Here is a 19,100-nt window from a genome sequence, read left to right as displayed (position 1 = left end):
GTAATTAATGGGTATAAGGTCGGCCAGATTAATGTTTTATGCAAGCTAAGCGGCCTTTTTGTGTGTCTGATTTTGCACTATGTCACAAATCTATACATCTATTGCAATAATTACTTTAAAGAGTCGCAACAGGCGTGGTGACTGGATCCGTCGCGATTTTTACGATGCGTAAAAACCCCATCTCTTTGCAAGGTTATTCGGCGGGTTAATAAAAATATCCGAATTTTGTGGCCGATTTAAAATTTTTATGTGAATCATCTTATTCATCACAGGTGTTTCAGGTTAGAAACTATTTCTCTGTTTACACATTGTTTCCCATCGTCACCCCTCTATTTGATATTGTCGATTAATTGCCCGGTAATAAGGGGGACGCCGTGGCACATGGGTGATTACGCTTCCCTTTAAGCGGTGTCGATCACACTTTTATGCTCATCCCCGCTCCTCCTCCCTGCCTAATCCGTGCCAGGATGAGGAATGTCAACAACGAGCCAGGCAAACTAGCGATAACGTTGTTTTATTACCTAAGGATCTGGAACCCCTATGTCACAGCCTACTTTCAACAAAGATCAATTTCAGGCTGCCCTGACGCGTCAGTGGCAGCGCTTCGGTTTACTGTCGGCTCAAGAAATGACGTCGCGCCAGTGGTGGCAGGCAGTGAGTGGGGCGTTGGCTGAGTTACTCAGCGCCCAGCCTGCGGCTAAGCCGGCAAAAAACCAGCGTCATGTTAACTACATCTCGATGGAGTTTTTGATTGGCCGTCTGACCGGCAACAACTTACTCAACCTCGGCTGGTATCAGGGGGTGAGCGATGAGCTTAAAGCGCATGACGTCAACCTGACCGATCTGCTTGAAGAAGAGATCGATCCGGCGTTGGGTAACGGTGGGTTGGGGCGTCTGGCAGCCTGCTTCCTCGATTCGATGGCGACTGTCGGCCAGTCGGCGACGGGTTATGGCCTCAACTATCAATACGGCCTGTTCCGTCAGTCCTTTGCCGATGGGCAGCAGATGGAAGCCCCGGACGACTGGCATCGCGACAGCTATCCGTGGTTCCGTCACAACGAAGCGCTGGATGTGCAGGTAGGGATTGGCGGCAAGGTCAGCAAACAAGGCCACTGGGAGCCGGGATTCATCATCACCGGTCAGGCTTGGGATCTACCGGTTCTCGGCTACCGTAATGGCGTGGCGCAGCCGCTGCGTTTGTGGCAGGCCAGCCACGCGCATCCGTTTAACCTGACAAAATTCAACGACGGTGATTTCCTGCGCGCAGAGCAGCAGGGTATCGACGCCGAAAAACTGACCAAAGTGCTGTATCCTAACGACAACCACACGGCAGGTAAAAAGCTGCGCCTGATGCAGCAGTACTTCCAGTGCGCCTGCTCCGTAGCCGATATTCTGCGCCGCCATCATCTGGCTGGGCGTAAACTTCATGAGCTGGCTGATTTTGAAGTTATCCAGCTCAACGATACTCACCCGACCATCGCTATTCCCGAGCTGTTGCGTGTACTGATTGATGAGCACCAGATGAGCTGGGACGATGCGTGGGCCATCACCAGCAAAACCTTTGCTTATACCAACCATACTCTGATGCCAGAGGCGCTGGAGTGCTGGGACGAGAAGCTGGTGAAAGCGCTACTGCCGCGCCATATGCAAATCATCAAAGAGATTAACGACCGCTTTAAGATGTTGGTCGATAAAACCTGGCCGGGTGATGCTGAAGTCTGGGCGAAGCTGGCGGTGGTACATAACAAACAGGTGCGCATGGCCAACATGTGTGTGGTCAGCGGCTTTGCGGTTAACGGTGTGGCGGCACTGCACTCCGATCTGGTGGTGAAAGATCTGTTCCCGGAATATCACCAACTGTGGCCGAACAAATTCCACAACGTCACTAATGGGATTACCCCACGTCGCTGGATTAAGCAGTGCAACCCGGCGCTTGCCGCGCTGTTGGATAAATCGCTGAAAAAAGAGTGGGCCAACGATCTCGACCAGCTGATTAATCTGGAAAAATACGCCGACGACGCGAAGTTCCGTCAGCAGTATCGTGACATCAAGCTGGCGAACAAAGCGCGTCTGGTGAAGTTTATTAAAGCGCGTACCGGTATTGAAATAACGACTAACGCGATTTTTGATATTCAGATCAAACGCCTGCATGAGTACAAGCGTCAGCACCTGAACCTGCTGCATATTCTGGCGTTGTACAAAGAAATTCGTGAGAACCCGCAGGCCGATCGCGTGCCGCGCGTATTCCTGTTTGGCGCGAAAGCCGCGCCGGGTTACTACCTGGCGAAAAATATCATCTTCGCCATCAATAAGGTGGCGGAAACCATCAATAACGACCCGCAAGTGGGTGACAAGCTGAAAGTCGTGTTCCTGCCGGATTATTGTGTCTCGGCGGCGGAAATGCTGATCCCGGCGGCGGATATCTCCGAGCAGATCTCAACAGCAGGGAAAGAGGCTTCCGGCACCGGCAACATGAAGCTGGCGCTGAACGGTGCCTTAACCGTCGGTACGCTGGATGGTGCAAACGTCGAAATCGCCGAAAAAGTGGGCGACGAGAATATCTTTATCTTTGGTCATACTGTGGAAGAGGTGAAGGCGCTCAAGGCCAAAGGTTACGATCCGGTGAAATGGCGTAAGAAAGACAAAGTACTGGATGCGGTCCTGAAAGAGCTGGAAAGCGGGAAATACAGCGACGGCGACAAACATGCTTTTGACCAGATGCTGCACAGTATCGGCAAGCAGGGCGGTGATCCGTATCTGGTGATGGCAGACTTCGCGGCTTACGTTGAAGCGCAGAAGCAGGTTGACGTGTTGTATCGTGACCAGGAAGCCTGGACCCGGGCGGCGATTCTGAATACTGCCCGTTGCGGCATGTTCAGTTCAGATCGCTCCATCCGCGATTATCAGGCGCGTATCTGGCAGGCGAAACGTTAAGGAATCGCGATGGAAAGCAAACGTCTGGATAATGCCGCGCTGGCGGCGGGGATCAGCCCCAATTACATTAATGCCCACGGTAAACCGCAGTCTATTGGTACCGAAACCAAGCGGCGTTTGCTTGACGCCATGCATCGCACCACCGCCGCCACTCCGGTGGCGGTGACCCCAGTGCCGAATGTCATGGTTTATACCGCCGGTAAGAAAATGCCGCTGGCGGTTGAGGGAAGCGGAGAGTTTACCTGGCTGCTGACTACCGAAGAGGGCGTGCAGCACAAAGGGCATGCCGTCGGTGGTAAATCTTTCAACCTTCCGGCCAGGCTGCCGGAGGGATATCACACGCTGACCTTGACCCAGGGTGAGCTGCGTAGCCATTGTCGCGTCATCGTGGCGCCAAAACGCTGTTATGAACCGCAGGCGCTGTTAGCCGGGCAGAAGCTGTGGGGCGCATGCGTTCAGCTCTACACCTTGCGTTCAGAAAAAAACTGGGGGATTGGCGACTTTGGCGATTTGCGCGCCATGCTGGTGGATGTGGCGCAACGCGGCGGCGCGTTTATCGGGCTCAATCCGATTCATGCGCTGTACCCGGCGAACCCGGAGAGCGCCAGCCCGTACAGCCCGTCGTCACGTCGCTGGCTGAACGTTATTTATATTGATGTTAACGCAGTAGATGATTTCCGCCTGAGTAAAGAGGCGCAGGCCTGGTGGCAGAAACCCGCGACTCAGCAAGCGCTGCAACGCGCGCGCGATAGTGAATGGGTTGATTACTCTACCGTTACCGTCCTGAAGATGACCGCGTTACGTATGGCATGGAAAAATTTCTCTGCACGTGACGATGAGCAGATGGCGGCATTTCGCCAGTTTGTCACTCGGGAGGGAGATAGCCTGTACTGGCAGGCAGCCTTTGACGCGCTGCATGCGCATCAGGTGCAAGAGGATGCATTGCGCTGGGGCTGGCCGGTGTGGCCGCAGGCACTCCAGACGGTGGACTCACCGGAAGTAAAACGCTTCTGCGAAGCACATCGTGACGATGTGGATTTCTATCTGTGGTTACAGTGGTTGGCGTATACCCAGTTTGCTGACTGCTGGAAAACCAGCCAAAGTTTTGCGATGCCGATTGGACTGTATCGCGATCTGGCGGTTGGTGTGGCCGAAGGCGGGGCGGAAACCTGGTGCGACCGCGAGCTGTATTGCCTGAAAGCCTCGGTTGGCGCTCCGCCGGATATTCTCGGTCCGCTCGGGCAAAACTGGGGGCTGCCGCCGATGGATCCGCACATCATCACGGCACGCGCCTACGAACCGTTTATCGAACTGCTGCGCGCCAATATGCAGAACTGCGGCGCGCTGCGTATCGACCATGTTATGTCGATGCTGCGTCTGTGGTGGATCCCCTACGGTGAAACTGCCGATCACGGCGCTTACGTGCACTATCCGGTCGATGACCTGCTTTCAATTCTGGCGCTGGAAAGTAAACGTCATCATTGCATGGTAATTGGTGAGGATCTGGGCACCGTGCCGGTAGAAATCGTCAGCAAGCTGCGCGACAGCGGCGTGTACTCCTATAAAGTGCTTTATTTTGAGAATGACCATGAGAAAAACTTCCGTGCGCCGAAAGCGTACCCGGAACAATCAATGGCAGTCGCGGCGACGCATGACCTTCCTACGCTTAAAGGTTATTGGGATAGCGGCGATCTGACGCTGGGTAAGGCGCTGGGCCTGTACCCGGATGAGGTTGTGCTGCGTGGGTTGTATCAGGACCGAGAACTGGCGAAGCAGGGGCTGCTGGACGCGTTGCACAAGTACGGCTGTTTGCCAAAACGTGCTGGTCACAAGGCGTCACTGATGTCGATGACGCCGATTCTTAATCGCGGCATGCAACGCTACATCGCTGACAGCAACAGTGCGCTGCTGGGCCTACAACCGGAAGACTGGTTGGATATGGCTGAACCGGTCAACATTCCGGGGACCAGCGACCAGTACAAAAACTGGCGGCGTAAGCTCACCGCCATGCTGGAGCAGATGTTTGCCGATGAGAGAGTGAACAAGCTGATTAAGGATTTGGATAAGCGGCGAAAAGTGGCCGCGAAGAAGAAGTAAAAAAGCCGGGGATTCCCCGGCTTTTTTTGTCTGAAACGTGTGTTGTTAAACTACCATACCCAGCAGCAGACACCCTACCAGGCCGCAGACGGAGATAATGGTTTCCAGCATTGACCATGACTTGATGGTTTCACCGATAGTCAGGTTGAAGTACTCCTTGAACAGCCAGAAGCCTGGATCGTTCACGTGGGAGAAGATGACCGAACCGGAACCCACCGCAATAACCATTAGCTCAGGGCTTACGCCGGTCGTTGCAATCAGTGGTGCCACAATCCCGCCTGCGGTGATTGCTGCAACAGTTGCAGAACCCAGTGCGATACGCAGGACCGCCGCGATAGACCATGCCATCAGCAGTGGAGACACGTTAGAGCCGTGCATCATTGATGCAATGTATTTGTCCACGCCGCTATCAACCAGGACCTGTTTGAAGGCACCGCCGCCGCCGATGATCAACAGCATCATCGCAATGATTTTGATTGAGGACACCAGCGTGTCGTTAATCTGATCCATCGAACGTCCACGGTTCAGACCAAACGTGAACATCGCAATCAGCACCGCGATAAGCGTTGCCATAACCGGGTCACCGAGGAATTCTGCAACCGTCAGGAAAGCATGACCTTTCGGCAGAATCATCTCCGCCACGGCACGCATCGCCATCAGGATCACCGGTACCAGAGAGGTCCAGACGCTGACGCCAAAGCCAGGCATCTCTTCTTCAGTGAAGGTTTTTGCGCTGTACAGACCTTCCGGGATCGGCTTGTCGATACCTTTCAGGAAACGTGCGTATACCGGACCGGCGAGAATAACGGTCGGGATTGCCAGAATCGTACCAAACAGCAGGGTTTTGCCCATATCTGCATGGAAAATAGTGGCGATAGCCGTCGGACCCGGGTGCGGTGGCAGGAAGCCGTGCGTTACGGACAGCGCCGCAGCCATCGGCACGCCAACGTACAACAGCGGGATGTTGGCAGCTGCGGCAATGGTGAACACCAGCGGCAGCATCAGTACGAAACCAACTTCGTAGAACAAGGCAAAACCAACGGTGAAGCCGGTTAATACCACCGCCCACTGAATATGTTTTTTGCCGAATTTAGCAATCAGGGTGGTTGCGATGCGCTGTGCGCCGCCGCAGTCCGCCAGCATTTTGCCCAGCATGGCGCCAAAACCCATAATCAGGGCGAGGCTGCCAAGGGTTCCGCCGACGCCGGCTTTAATCGAACCGATGACTTTATCCAGTGGCATCCCTTGCATCAATCCGACAGCAAGCGCCACCAGGACGAGAGCGATGAAACCGTTCATTTTGAAACGGATCATCAGGAGGAGTAACAAGATTACACCGATAGCAACGATGACTAATGGCATGATTTACCTGGCCTTAACTTTGTTATGGGTAACGTCAGTGTTTAGATGACAAATTCCGATTGTCCCGACCGGGAACAGAGTATTCTCAGCACCAATGCTGGTTGCCTGCAAAACTAATCAGTTTAGCGGACTATTATGTGTGTGTTAGGTGCTGATACGAATGATACGGGTAACATATGGCGCTTGAAAATCACCTGGGCAGGCAAAATTTAAATTATGAGAGGCTGGTCAAATTATGAGGAAGATTGTTGCAGGAGATATGCGAAGAATTTTCGACCCGGCAGGGATTAGGCTACCGGGCAAATACAGACGGGCTTAGTAGTAAGAGTGTTCGCCACGCTGGTGTTCGGTTAAATCGCGAACGCCTTTCAGTTCAGGGAATTCAGCCAGCAGCTGCTTCTCGATACCTTCTTTCAGCGTCACATCGACCATTGAACAGCCGTTACAGCCGCCGCCAAACTGCAGAATGGCGTAGCCTTCATCGGTGATTTCCATCAGTGAGACGCGACCGCCATGGCCTGCCAGCTGTGGATTGATCTGTGATTGCAGCATGTACTCCACGCGTTCCATCAGCGGTGCATCATCGGCCACTTTACGCATTTTGGCGTTTGGTGCCTTCAGCGTCAGCTGGGAACCTAACTGGTCGGTAACGAAATCGATTTCTGCATCTTCCAGATACGGTGCGCTCAGTTCATCAACATATGCGGTCAGCAGGTCAAATTTAATGGCGGTGTCGGTTGCTTCCACGGCGTCCGGCGGACAATAAGAAACGCCGCATTCAGCGTTAGGCGTGCCGGGATTAATCACAAATACGCGGATTTGTGTCCCTTCTTCCTGATTTGCCAGCAGTTTGGCAAAGTGCGCTTGTGCAGCATCGGAAATATGGATCATAGTAATGGCCTAATAGTTGACTATTTTACTTGGTTATAATACGCCCATCATCGAGGCTCTACAAGGTTCGACACAGGCACCATACCTGGACAGTCGCGGCGCCGTTGCGTAAAAGCAGCTGCGCGATTTCCGCGACGGTACTTCCGGTAGTGACGACATCATCCACAATAACCATATGGAGTCCCTGCACCGGCAATTCAAGGCGAAAGGCGTTTTTCAGGTTACGTTTACGCAATCGGGCGCTGAGATGGTGCTGCGTGGCGGTTGCCCGAACCCGCGAGATGGTCCGGCTGTCCCAGTCGCAACCCAGCCAGTGCGCCAGTGGGCGACACAGCAATTCGCTCTGATTAAACCCCCTGCGCCAGTGCCGTCGTTGCCAGAGCGGGACGCTGACGAGCCTGTCTGGCAGGGGAAGACCGCTGACGCGCCGGGCCTGTAATACCTCCAGCAACAGCAAACGTGAAAGGGCGGAGGCCATTTCACTGCGTCGCGAAAACTTGAACTGGTGGATAAGTCCGCTCAACGGCGGAAGATAGTCGCTGATGGTGACCAGGCGCTGCCACGGTGGGGGTTTTTGCAAGCAACGTCCGCAGGGAACGACGGCGTGGGCGGCAGGGAGTCCGCATTGAGGGCAAAGGCTGACGTGCTGACGCGTTGCCCGTGCGCAGACTGAACAGATCCCCCAATGCCCTAACGTCAGGGGCATTCGGCATAGCCAGCACAATCCCGGTACTGTTAGCATAGAAACATCCTGTTAGGCTAAAAGAGAACAATAACTGATGAATGACATCTGGTGGCAGACCCAGGGTTCGGGAAATTGCCATCTTGTGCTGCTGCACGGATGGGGACTGAATGCGCAAGTGTGGCATTGCATAAGCGAGGAACTGAGCTCGCATTTCACGCTGCATCTTGTCGACTTACCGGGATTTGGCCGCAGCCAGGGTTTCGGCGCGATGTCGCTGGAAGAGATGGCTGAGCGGGTATTAAAACAGGCGCCGGAGAACGCTATCTGGCTCGGCTGGAGTCTGGGGGGGTTGGTTGCAAGCCAGGTGGCGTTAACTCATTCTGAGCGTGTTCAGGCGTTGGTGACCGTGGCGTCATCCCCTTGCTTTAGCGCGCGTGAGGAGTGGCCGGGCATCAAGCCAGAAGTGCTGGCCGGTTTCCAGCAGCAACTGAGTGAAGATTTCAAGCGTACGGTGGAGCGTTTTTTGGCGTTGCAAACGATGGGCACGGAAACCGCCCGTCAGGATGCGCGAGCGCTGAAGAAAACGGTACTGGCTTTACCCATGCCGGATGTTGAGGTACTTAATGGCGGGCTGGAGATCCTGAAAACGGTCGATTTGCGTGAGCCATTGTGCTCGGTGGAAATGCCTTTCCTGCGGTTGTACGGCTATCTCGATGGACTGGTTCCGCGCAAAGTCGTCCCGATGCTCGATGCCCTGTGGCCACAGAGCGAGTCGTTGGTGTTTGCCAAAGCGGCGCATGCACCGTTTATCTCGCATCCTGCCGAGTTTTGCGCAGCGCTGGTGGCGTTAAAACAGAAACTGAATTGTTTCTAAAGTAACGGATATCTGCATAAACGAGTTATCCGGCCTGAACATTTGCAGTTATTTGTAGGCCGGATTAGCGTAGCGCCATCCGGCAGGAGCAGCAAATTAACGCAAGGCCCACCATTCGCGCAGGCAGGCTTTACCTTCCGGGCAACTTTTGCAGCTTCCGGAAAGACACCCGTCGGCATCCTCCTGAATCCGCACCGCTTTGCCCATTTTTTCTAACTGATTCAGCATGGCGTCAATCATAGGCTGTGGGGTATGTAGCGTGTGGCTAATTTGTGTTGCCTCCATGCGCCCCCGCAAAGCCAATAAATCACGAACCTGAATTAGTGATGCCATTGTCGATAACCTTAGTGGCAATCGCCAGTTGTGCTGGAACAGCAGGAACTCGCCGTTCTGTTGGTTGCCAGCAGGGCGAGGTCTACGCGGCTACGAGCTCGACGCAGCAGGCCCAGTAACACGATGTTAAACAGGATGACCGCTAAAATGCACACCAGACTGTAGGTCGGGTGCTCTTTGTAGCTGACCGTCTGATAAAACAGCGTCGACAGAGAGTAGGCGATATTCAGGCCCCACAGAATCGAGAAGCCCATCCAGCCACGGCTGGATTCACGTGCGATAGCGCCCATAACTGAAATGCACGGCACATACAGCAAAACAAAGATCAGGTAGCTGTACGCGGCGGCGGCGCTGCCAAATTTCTCGCCCATCACGCCCATTGCGCCGGTAGCCATTTCACCGTCGCCCTTGCTGGCTTCGATAGGGTTAGCCAGTACGCTCAGGCTGAAGGTGTCTTTCAGGCTTTGCCAGGTTTCATCCACTGCGCCGAGCAGCTCGTCACCGAGGTGGAAATCTGCCGGATTGAACTCTTCTTCCTGAATGTTTTCTGCGGTATAGAGCGTGTTCAGCGTACCAACGACCACTTCTTTTGCCATCGCGCCGGTGAACAAACCTACGGTTGCCTGCCAGTTATCTTCGTGAACGCCAATCGGTTTAAACACGGGAGTAATAACACGGCTAACGGAGGCCAGAGCAGAGTCGTTGATGTTATCGACGATTTTCCCGCTCAGTGAGAAACTGTTAAACGCGCTGAGGAAAATGCTGACGATGATGATGACTTTACCCGCACGCAGAACGAAGCCTTTCAGGCGTTGCCAGGTCTGAATGATCAGACTCTTGATGTGCGGCACGTGGTATACCGGCAGCTCCATCACGAACGGCGTTGCTTCACCACGCATAATGGTGTGTTTGAGCATCAGGCCCGTCAACACCGCCATCACGATACCCAGTACGTACAGCGAGAAGACCGCCAGTGCGCCGTTCTGACCAAAGAACGCCGCGGCAAAGACGGCGAAAATCGCCAGACGTGCGCCGCAGGACATAAACGGCGCCATCATGATGGTCATCAGACGCTCACGCGGGGCGTCCAGCGTACGTGCGCCCATCACTGACGGTACGTTACAGCCAAAGCCGACGATCAGCGGGACGAACGACTTGCCCGGCAGTCCCAGCGCCTGCATCAGACGGTCCATCACAAACGCGGCGCGCGCCATGTAACCGGAGTCTTCAAGGAAGGAGAGGAACAGGTACATCATGCCGATTTGCGGTACCAGCGGCAGCACGGTGTTAATCCCGCCGCCAAGCCCCTGGGCCAGGAAGATAGTGAGCCAGTCCGGGAAGTGCAGCGTGTAGCCAATCCACTGAATACCATGGATAAAGAGCGCAACGGAGCCGACGTCAAACAACGGTTGCAGCGCGCCGCCAATGTTAATGGCGAGCAGGAACATCAGGTACATCACGAACAGGAAAATCGGCAGCCCGAGGAAGCGGTTGAGAACGATTTTATCTACTGCTGTGGTGAATCGGCTTGGCTCTGCCGTCAAGGTATTGCTTACGGTATCGCAGATAGCGGCAATGCACTGATAGCGCGCATCGGCGATATGCAGCGCCGGATCGTCCATTGTTTCGCTCAGGCGTGCGATGGAGGCATCGAGATTTTGCGCGGCATCACCCGCGTAGGCGCGGCTGTAGATATCGCCTTCCAGCATCTGCAGGCCCAGCCAGCGGCGCTGTTGTAGCGGCATATCTTTGGCCATCGCGTCGGCGAGAGAGTCCGCTTCCTGCAGCAGCGGCTGGGCATAATGGACCAGCTCGACGGTGTCGTTTTCTTTGTAGCGGTCGATCGCCAGCTTCAGCGCTTCTATGCCGCGGGCGCGGGTGGAAACCAGCGGAACCACCGGGCAGCCAAGACGCGCTGAGAGGGCGTCTATATCGATACGGATTTGCTGCTTTTCAGCGATATCCAGCATATTCAACGCGACGATGCAGGGGATGCCCAGCTCAAGCAGTTGCAACGTCAGGTAGAGATTGCGTTCAAGGTTTGACGCATCGACCACGTTGATCAACAGATCTGCGTCGCCGCTCAAAATATAGTGACAGGCAATCTGCTCATCGAGAGAAGTCTGAGATGAGATTGTCGTCAGAGAATAGGTGCCGGGTAAATCCACCAGCGTGACCTGATGGTCCGTTGTGGCGAAATGACCTTCTTTACGCTCAACGGTAACGCCAGCCCAGTTACCTACACGCTGGCGCGCGCCGGTGAGCTGGTTGAATAAGGTTGTCTTGCCGGAATTAGGATTACCAATTAAACCAATGGTTAGTTTTTTCATTTTTATAGACTCACTGTATTAACAGGAAACCGCTTCCACTTCTAATAACGCCAGATCTTTCTTACGCAATACCAGACTTACACGACGCGTTTCGATATGGATAGGATCGCCGAGCGGGGCGACGCGTACCACGTTGAAGGAGGAGCCGGGCAGCATGCCAAGTGACAACAGTTTCTGACGATAAGCCGGGCTGATTTCACGGGCAAAACCGGTAATTTTCCACGCACTGTCAGGAGTGAATTGCATAGGGACCTACTTATATCTCGCTAACTGGATGATTACCTCATGGGGCGACAGGGCGGCATGAGACCAGATGATTAGCCAACGTAAGGAAAGAGTAAATAATCAACAGAACAATGATAATGAGAATGGTTTCTATCATCAATAGAATAAATGTGACGGAATGTAGAATTGAACAATAATTTGAGCCAATTTTGATATTTCTCAACATTTATTCCGCTTTGGAATGAATGTTTCTGCAGTGTCATTATTGACTTTCTTAATGTGTAATTAAGGTTTTATTTGTTAACGAAATGATAAATATAAGTAGGGAAGAGAAAATAATATATTAAATATGCCGGACAGAGGTTTACACCGCCATCCGGCACACGATCCAAACTTAGCGTTTTTTACCCATTGCCGCCGCCAGCGCATCCATCATGGCGCTGTTGCCCGCAGGCTGTGCGTCACGACCGCGAGGTTTCGCGGCTTTGGGGGCCGAGCGATTAGCCTGAGCGCGATCGTTGTTCCCACCGCCGCGACGCGCATTGGTTTCACCCGGTTGCTCGTCCAAACGCATGGTCAGCGCGATACGCTTGCGTTGCAGGTCAACTTCCAGCACTTTCACCTTCACAATATCGCCCGCTTTCACCACGGTGTGCGGATCGTCGACGAACTTATTCGACAATGAAGAGATATGCACCAGACCGTCCTGATGAACACCAATATCAACAAACGCGCCGAAGTTGGTGACGTTGGTGACTGCCCCTTCCAGAATCATCCCCGGCAGCAGGTCATTCATGGTTTCTACGCCATCAGCAAACTGTGCGGTTTTAAATTCAGGACGCGGGTCGCGGCCCGGTTTTTCCAGCTCTTTAATGATGTCGGTGACGGTCGGCACCCCGAAACGTTCATCGGTAAAATCGGCAGCTTTCAGATTGCGCAGTTCGTTGCTATTGCCCATCAGGTCACGCAACGATTGCTCGGTGGCGGCCAGAATTCGTTCCACAATCGGGTAGGCTTCCGGGTGAACGGTGGAGGCATCCAGTGGGTTATCGCCATGATTGATACGCAGGAAGCCCGCGCATTGTTCAAAGGCTTTAGGCCCCAGACGGCTGACTTTCAGCAACTGCTGACGGTTCTGGAACTGACCGTTCTCATCGCGCCAGGCGACAATGTTTTGCGCCATCATGCGCGTCAGACCGGCAACGCGGGTTAACAACGGTACGGAGGCGGTATTGAGATCGACGCCGACGGCGTTCACGCAGTCTTCCACCACCGCATCCAGCTTACGTGCCAGCTGCGTCTGGCTAACGTCGTGCTGATATTGGCCCACGCCGATCGATTTAGGATCGATTTTCACCAACTCTGCAAGTGGATCCTGCAGACGACGGGCGATGGACACCGCGCCACGCAATGAAACGTCGAGATCCGGGAACTCCTGCGCCGCCAGCTCGGAAGCTGAGTAAACCGATGCCCCGGCTTCGCTGACGATCACTTTCTGCGCGGTGACTTTCGGGAACTGTTTCTGCATGTCGAGGAAGAAACGCTCGGTTTCGCGTGACGCCGTGCCGTTACCAATCGCTACCAGCTCAACGTGGTATTTTTCGCACAGCGTCGCCACAGCAACGGCAGCTTTGGCGGCCTGACCTGTGTGTGGATAAATGGTGTCGGTCGCGACCAGCTTGCCGGTGCCGTCAACAACTGCCACCTTCACGCCGGTACGCAGGCCGGGATCAAGTCCCATGGTGGCACGCAGACCCGCAGGCGCGGCCATCAGCAGATCGTGCAGGTTACGGGCGAAGACGTTAATAGCTTCGTCTTCGGCGCGCTCACGCACGGTGCCCATCAGCTCGGTTTCGAGGTGCATCAGCACCTTAATACGCCAGGTCCAACTGACCACGCCTTTACGCCAGCTGTCGGCAGGTGCGTTGTTCAGGCGTAATCCCAGGTGGTCCTGGATAATCTGTTCGCCGTGGCTTTCTTTTGGCGGCTCATCGAATTGCGGATCGGCATTCAGCGAAAGCTGTAGCACACCTTCGTTACGGCCACGGAACATGGCCAGCGCACGGTGGGATGGCACGGTAGAGATCGGTTCGTGATGATCGAAGTAGTCGCGGAACTTCGCGCCTTCCTCTTCTTTGCCGCTTACCACAGTGGAGACCAGATGGGCGTTTTTCCACAAGTAATCACGTACTTTCGCCAGCAGTGCAGCGTCTTCAGCAAAGCGTTCCATCAGAATATAGCGTGCGCCGTCGAGGGCGGCTTTGGTATCCGCCACGCCGTTTTCGGCGTTGAGATACTTTGCGGCTTCGGTTTCCGGGTCGTGGGACGGTTCGTTCCACAGCAGGTCAGCCAGCGGCTCAAGGCCTGCTTCAATGGCGATTTGCCCACGGGTGCGACGCTTAGGTTTGTACGGCAGATAGAGATCTTCGAGTTCGGTCTTACTTAACGTGCCGTTGATCGCTTTCGCCAGATCGTCGGTCAGTTTGCCTTGCTCGCCGATAGATTTCAGGATTGCCTGACGGCGGTCTTCCAGTTCACGCAGATATCCCAGACGGGTTTCCAGATTACGCAGTTGCGTATCATCCAGACCGCCGGTGATTTCCTTACGATAACGTGCGATAAACGGCACGGTGTTCCCTTCGTCAAGCAGGCGAACGGCAGCTTCTACCTGTTCAGCACGAGCCTGAATTTCACCTGCGATAATGCGGCAGAAAGAATCATTCATCATGGATAGCTTCGTCTATAGGATAAAAAATCAGGGGATAGTTATACGGATTGACTGGCAAAAATGCCAGTCATCTACCGGGGCTTCGGATTGTTCCGGTCTCACTTAACGTATTCAATCTCGTTCACGTACCAGCTGGCTTCTCCGCCTGGAGTGTTTACCACAGCCAGATCGCCGACCTCTTTTTTCAGCAGCGCCCGCGCCATTGGCGAGTCGATAGAGATGTAATCTTTCCGGCCGAAGATCTCGTCGTAACCGACAATGCGGAATTTGCGGATGTCGCCATCGTCATTTTCAATCTCAACCCATGCGCCAAAGAAGACTTTACCCTCCTGCTGTGGGGAGTAATCGACGATTTTCAGATTCTCCATGCACTTCGTCAAATATCGGACGCGGCGATCGATCTCACGCAGGCGCTTTTTATTATACTGGTAGTCGGCATTTTCGCTGCGGTCACCCAGACTTGCAGCCCAGGTAACCTTTTTGGTGACTTCCGGGCGCTCTTCACGCCAGAGATAATTCAGCTCTTGTTTGAGTTTTTCATACCCTTCACGGGTTATCAGGGGCGTTTTCATCTTATTGTTTTACCTTCGACTCTGTGATGATGCGCACAATTAGTATTACGTGAGCATATCAACAGAATAAATAATGTATTGCGAGAAACATTGTATACTTAAGCTGCTGTTTAATATGCTTTGTAACAATTTAGCCTGGAATTAATACCAGAATTCGCTGGTGACTCACGTGAGCTTTCTTAAGAATATACACTTAATTGTTGCGAACCTTTGGGAGTAATAACAATGCAAGAGAACTATAAGATTCTGGTGGTCGATGACGACATGCGCTTACGTGCGCTTCTGGAGCGTTATCTGACCGAGCAGGGCTTCCAGGTTCGAAGCGTCGCAAACGCTGAGCAGATGGATCGTCTGCTGACCCGTGAGTCTTTCCACCTGATGGTGCTGGATTTAATGCTGCCGGGAGAAGATGGCCTGTCTATTTGCCGTCGCCTGCGCAGCCAAAGCAACCCGATGCCGATCATTATGGTTACGGCGAAGGGCGAAGAAGTGGACCGTATTGTAGGACTGGAAATCGGCGCTGACGATTACATTCCGAAACCGTTTAACCCGCGTGAACTGCTGGCGCGTATTCGCGCTGTACTGCGTCGTCAGGCGAACGAACTGCCGGGAGCGCCTTCCCAGGAAGAAGCGGTTATTGCGTTTGGTAAGTTCAAACTGAACCTCGGTACGCGTGAAATGTTCCGTGAAGATGAGCCTATGCCGCTCACCAGCGGTGAGTTTGCGGTGCTGAAAGCACTAGTCAGCCATCCGCGTGAGCCGCTGTCCCGCGACAAGTTAATGAACCTGGCCCGAGGTCGTGAATACTCGGCGATGGAGCGTTCCATCGACGTCCAGATTTCTCGTCTGCGTCGAATGGTGGAAGAAGATCCGGCGCATCCGCGCTATATTCAGACCGTATGGGGTCTGGGCTACGTCTTTGTTCCGGACGGTTCTAAAGCATGAGGCGAATGCGCTTCTCGCCACGAAGTTCATTTGCCCGCACGTTATTGCTTATCGTCACCTTGCTGTTTGCCAGCCTGGTGACGACCTACCTGGTAGTGCTGAACTTCGCGATTCTGCCGAGCCTCCAGCAGTTTAATAAAGTCCTGGCCTACGAAGTTCGTATGCTGATGACCGATAAACTACAGCTGGAGGACGGTACGCAACTGGTGGTGCCGCCCGCATTCCGCCGGGAAATTTATCGTGAGCTGGGTATTTCCCTCTATTCCAACGAGGCCGCTGAAGAAGCCGGGCTGCGTTGGGCGCAACACTATGAATTCTTAAGCCATCAGATGGCGCAGCAATTGGGTGGCCCGACGGAAGTGCGCGTTGAAGTAAACAAAAGCTCGCCTGTCGTGTGGCTGAAAACCTGGCTGTCGCCCAATATCTGGGTTCGCGTACCGCTTACGGAAATCCATCAGGGTGATTTCTCACCGCTATTCCGCTATACGCTGGCGATTATGCTGCTGGCTATTGGCGGGGCGTGGCTGTTCATTCGTATTCAGAACCGACCGTTGGTGGATCTTGAACATGCGGCACTGCAAGTGGGGAAAGGTATCATTCCACCGCCGTTGCGCGAGTATGGCGCCTCAGAGGTGCGCTCCGTAACCCGAGCCTTTAACCATATGGCCGCAGGTGTGAAGCAACTGGCCGATGACCGTACGCTGTTAATGGCGGGTGTGAGCCACGATTTACGTACTCCGCTGACGCGTATTCGTCTGGCGACGGAGATGATGGGCGAAGAGGACGGTTATCTCGCGGAGTCCATCAATAAGGACATTGAAGAGTGTAACGCCATTATCGAGCAGTTTATCGATTACCTGCGCACCGGTCAGGAGATGCCGATGGAGATGGCGGATCTGAACTCGGTGTTAGGCGAAGTGGTCGCGGCGGAAAGCGGTTATGAACGTGAAATCGAAACGGCGCTGCAGCCGGGCAGCATTCAGGTGAAAATGCACCCGCTGTCGATCAAGCGTGCGGTTGCCAATATGGTGGTTAACGCCGCCCGCTACGGCAACGGCTGGATTAAGGTCAGTAGCGGTACGGAGACGCATCGCGCCTGGTTCCAGGTGGAAGATGATGGCCCGGGCATCAAGCCGGAGCAGCGTAAACATCTGTTCCAGCCATTTGTCCGTGGCGACAGTGCGCGTAGTACCAGCGGCACGGGGCTGGGTCTGGCGATTGTGCAACGTATTGTCGATAACCATAATGGCATGCTGGAGATTGGCACCAGTGAACGGGGCGGGTTGTCAATTCGCGCCTGGCTTCCGGTTCCTTTCACTCGCGCGCAGGGTATCTCGAAAGACGTATAAGAAAGGGAGGCGAAATGCCTCCCTTTTTGTTGCGGTAGGCCGGATATGTGGCAACCGCCATCCGGCACTTTTTGTTACAGCTTCGGTCCGGCGCTAACCAGTGCTTCACCCGCAGGGGTGTCGGTGTATTTCTCGAAGTTTTCGATAAAAAGTTTCGCCAGCGCGTTGGCTTTTTCTTGCCATTGTTCCGGAGACGCGTAGGTATTACGCGGATCGAGAATGCGCGTATCCACGCCAGGCAGCTCGGTCGGGATAGCGAGGTCAAACATCGGCAGACGGAACGTTTCCGCATCATCCAGCGAGCCGTTCAGAATGGCATCGATAATCGCGCGAGTATCTTTGATAGAGATACGCTTACCAGTACCGTTCCAGCCAGTGTTAACCAGATATGCCTGCGCACCTGCCGCTTGCATGCGTTTTACCAGTACTTCTGCGTACTGTGTTGGGTGCAGCGACAGGAAAGCTGCGCCAAAGCAGGCGGAGAAGGTTGGGGTGGGTTCGGTGACGCCACGTTCGGTACCGGCCAGTTTGGCGGTGAAGCCAGACAGGAAGTGGTACTGGGTTTGGTCCGCCGTCAGGCGAGAAACCGGTGGCAGTACGCCAAACGCATCGGCGGTCAGAAAGATTACTTTAGTGGCATGACCCGCTTTTGAGACCGGCTTAACGATATTATCGATGTGATAAATCGGGTAGGACACACGGGTGTTTTCGGTCTTGGAACCGTCGTCGAAGTCGATGGAACCATCTTCTCGCACGGTGACGTTTTCCAGTAGTGCGTCACGACGGATCGCGTTGTAAATTTCCGGCTCGGCGTCTTTAGACAGCTTGATGGTCTTCGCGTAGCAACCGCCTTCAAAGTTAAACACGCCGTCGTCATCCCAGCCGTGTTCGTCATCGCCAATCAGGCGGCGTTTCGGGTCGGTGGACAGTGTGGTTTTACCGGTGCCGGACAAGCCAAAGAAGACCGCCACATCACCTTTTTCCCCGACGTTTGCCGAGCAGTGCATGGAGGCAATGCCTTGCAGCGGCAGCAGGTAGTTCATTACGGAGAACATCCCTTTCTTCATTTCGCCGCCGTACCAGGTGCCGCCAATCAGCTGAATACGCTCAGTCAGGTTGAAAGCCACGAAGTTTTCAGAGTTCAGACCCTGCTCTTTCCATTGTGGGTTGGTGCACTTAGCGCCGTTCATCACGATGAAATCCGGTTTGAAATCAACCAGCTCTTCGTCGCTTGGGCGGATGAACATGTTTTTGACAAAATGCGCCTGCCAGGCCACTTCGGTAATGAAGCGTACGGAAAGACGGGTATCGGCGTTAGCGCCGCAGAAGGCATCAATGATAAACAGGCGCTTGCCGGAAAGCTGCTGGGTGACTAATCCTTTCAGATGCTGCCAGGTTTCCGGGGAGAGCGGTTTGTTGTCGTTCTTACCTTTACCTTTGTCGGACCACCAGAGCGTGTCGCGCGTAGTGTCGTCACGGACAATGTACTTATCCTTTGGCGAACGTCCGGTAAAGATACCGGTATCAACGGCAACGGCGCCCAGGTTCGTTAACACGCCACGCTCATAACCTTGCAGGGAAGGATCGAGTTCCTCCTGGAAAAGCGTGTCGTAGTCTGGATTGTAAACGATATCCTGAACGTCATTGATACCATAAGCCTTGAGATCTTGCGGGGTTAAACTGTTGTTCACACGCATTTCACTGCTCCTTAGCCAATATGTATTACCTGGAATAGTAAGGTTTTTTAGGGATTGCTAACCGCGACAAGGCTCATA

The 19,100-nt window shown here is 54.0% G+C and carries 14 protein-coding genes; 5 read left to right on the top strand and 9 right to left on the bottom strand.

What is annotated here, in order from left to right:
• Positions 1–540: 540 nt before the first annotated feature.
• Positions 541–2,934 (top strand): maltodextrin phosphorylase, encoded by a 2,394-nt coding sequence (gene malP / locus ACU8YC_RS16670; RefSeq protein ID WP_446895560.1) that lies wholly within the window; start codon positions 541–543, stop codon positions 2,932–2,934.
• Between the two features lie 9 nt (positions 2,935–2,943).
• Positions 2,944–5,031, top strand: coding sequence for a 4-alpha-glucanotransferase (gene malQ, locus ACU8YC_RS16665; protein ID WP_210904194.1), 2,088 nt, complete (start codon positions 2,944–2,946; stop codon positions 5,029–5,031).
• A 45-nt stretch (positions 5,032–5,076) separates the two neighbouring features.
• Here the strand turns inward: malQ and gntT are convergent, their stop codons facing one another.
• From gntT to gntX, 3 genes are all read right to left on the bottom strand, one after another.
• Positions 5,077–6,393: a gluconate transporter gene (gene gntT, locus ACU8YC_RS16660; RefSeq protein WP_003023507.1), complete on the bottom strand. Its 1,317-nt coding sequence runs from the start codon at positions 6,391–6,393 to the stop codon at positions 5,077–5,079.
• Positions 6,394–6,708: 315 nt separating this feature from the next.
• Complete coding sequence (nfuA, locus tag ACU8YC_RS16655) at positions 6,709–7,284, bottom strand: Fe-S biogenesis protein NfuA (RefSeq protein WP_003023509.1); 576 nt, start codon at positions 7,282–7,284, stop codon at positions 6,709–6,711.
• A gap of 58 nt (positions 7,285–7,342) precedes the next feature.
• Positions 7,343–8,026, bottom strand: a complete 684-nt coding sequence (gene gntX, locus ACU8YC_RS16650; protein WP_151216864.1) for a DNA utilization protein GntX — start codon at positions 8,024–8,026, stop codon at positions 7,343–7,345.
• 37 nt (positions 8,027–8,063) lie between these two features.
• Between gntX and bioH the strand changes: the two genes are divergently transcribed.
• Complete coding sequence (bioH, locus tag ACU8YC_RS16645) at positions 8,064–8,843, top strand: pimeloyl-ACP methyl ester esterase BioH (protein ID WP_446895559.1); 780 nt, start codon at positions 8,064–8,066, stop codon at positions 8,841–8,843.
• A 96-nt stretch (positions 8,844–8,939) separates the two neighbouring features.
• On the opposite strand, the gene feoC is transcribed toward bioH, so the two are convergent.
• The 5 genes from feoC to greB all read right to left on the bottom strand — a co-directional run bounded on the left by feoC (position 8,940) and on the right by greB (position 15,031).
• On the bottom strand, positions 8,940–9,176 hold the full coding sequence (feoC, locus tag ACU8YC_RS16640) for a [Fe-S]-dependent transcriptional repressor FeoC (RefSeq protein ID WP_003023516.1): 237 nt from the start codon (positions 9,174–9,176) through the stop codon (positions 8,940–8,942).
• An 11-nt stretch (positions 9,177–9,187) separates the two neighbouring features.
• Positions 9,188–11,506, bottom strand: coding sequence for a Fe(2+) transporter permease subunit FeoB (gene feoB, locus ACU8YC_RS16635; RefSeq protein ID WP_151216862.1), 2,319 nt, complete (start codon positions 11,504–11,506; stop codon positions 9,188–9,190).
• A gap of 18 nt (positions 11,507–11,524) precedes the next feature.
• Positions 11,525–11,752: a ferrous iron transporter A gene (gene feoA, locus ACU8YC_RS16630; RefSeq protein WP_003023519.1), complete on the bottom strand. Its 228-nt coding sequence runs from the start codon at positions 11,750–11,752 to the stop codon at positions 11,525–11,527.
• A gap of 373 nt (positions 11,753–12,125) precedes the next feature.
• Positions 12,126–14,459: a Tex family protein gene (locus ACU8YC_RS16625; RefSeq protein WP_151224128.1), complete on the bottom strand. Its 2,334-nt coding sequence runs from the start codon at positions 14,457–14,459 to the stop codon at positions 12,126–12,128.
• A gap of 98 nt (positions 14,460–14,557) precedes the next feature.
• Positions 14,558–15,031: a transcription elongation factor GreB gene (gene greB, locus ACU8YC_RS16620; RefSeq protein ID WP_003023524.1), complete on the bottom strand. Its 474-nt coding sequence runs from the start codon at positions 15,029–15,031 to the stop codon at positions 14,558–14,560.
• A 225-nt stretch (positions 15,032–15,256) separates the two neighbouring features.
• On the opposite strand from greB, the gene ompR reads away from it, so the two are divergent.
• On the top strand, positions 15,257–15,976 hold the full coding sequence (gene ompR / locus ACU8YC_RS16615; RefSeq protein WP_001157751.1) for an osmolarity response regulator transcription factor OmpR: 720 nt from the start codon (positions 15,257–15,259) through the stop codon (positions 15,974–15,976).
• Entirely contained in the window at positions 15,973–17,325 is a 1,353-nt protein-coding gene (gene envZ, locus ACU8YC_RS16610) for a two-component system sensor histidine kinase EnvZ (RefSeq protein ID WP_151216861.1), read from the top strand. Before ompR ends, envZ begins: the two co-directional genes overlap by 4 nt.
• A 74-nt stretch (positions 17,326–17,399) precedes the next feature.
• On the opposite strand, the gene pckA is transcribed toward envZ, so the two are convergent.
• Positions 17,400–19,022 carry a phosphoenolpyruvate carboxykinase (ATP) gene (gene pckA, locus ACU8YC_RS16605; protein WP_151216860.1) on the bottom strand — a complete coding sequence of 541 codons (1,623 nt, stop codon included), beginning with the start codon at positions 19,020–19,022 and terminating at the stop codon, positions 17,400–17,402.
• Positions 19,023–19,100 lie beyond the last annotated feature (78 nt).

The sequence above is a fragment of the Citrobacter sp. VF227 genome (assembly GCF_052950715.1).
This window is presented reverse-complemented; position numbering and strand designations above follow the sequence as displayed.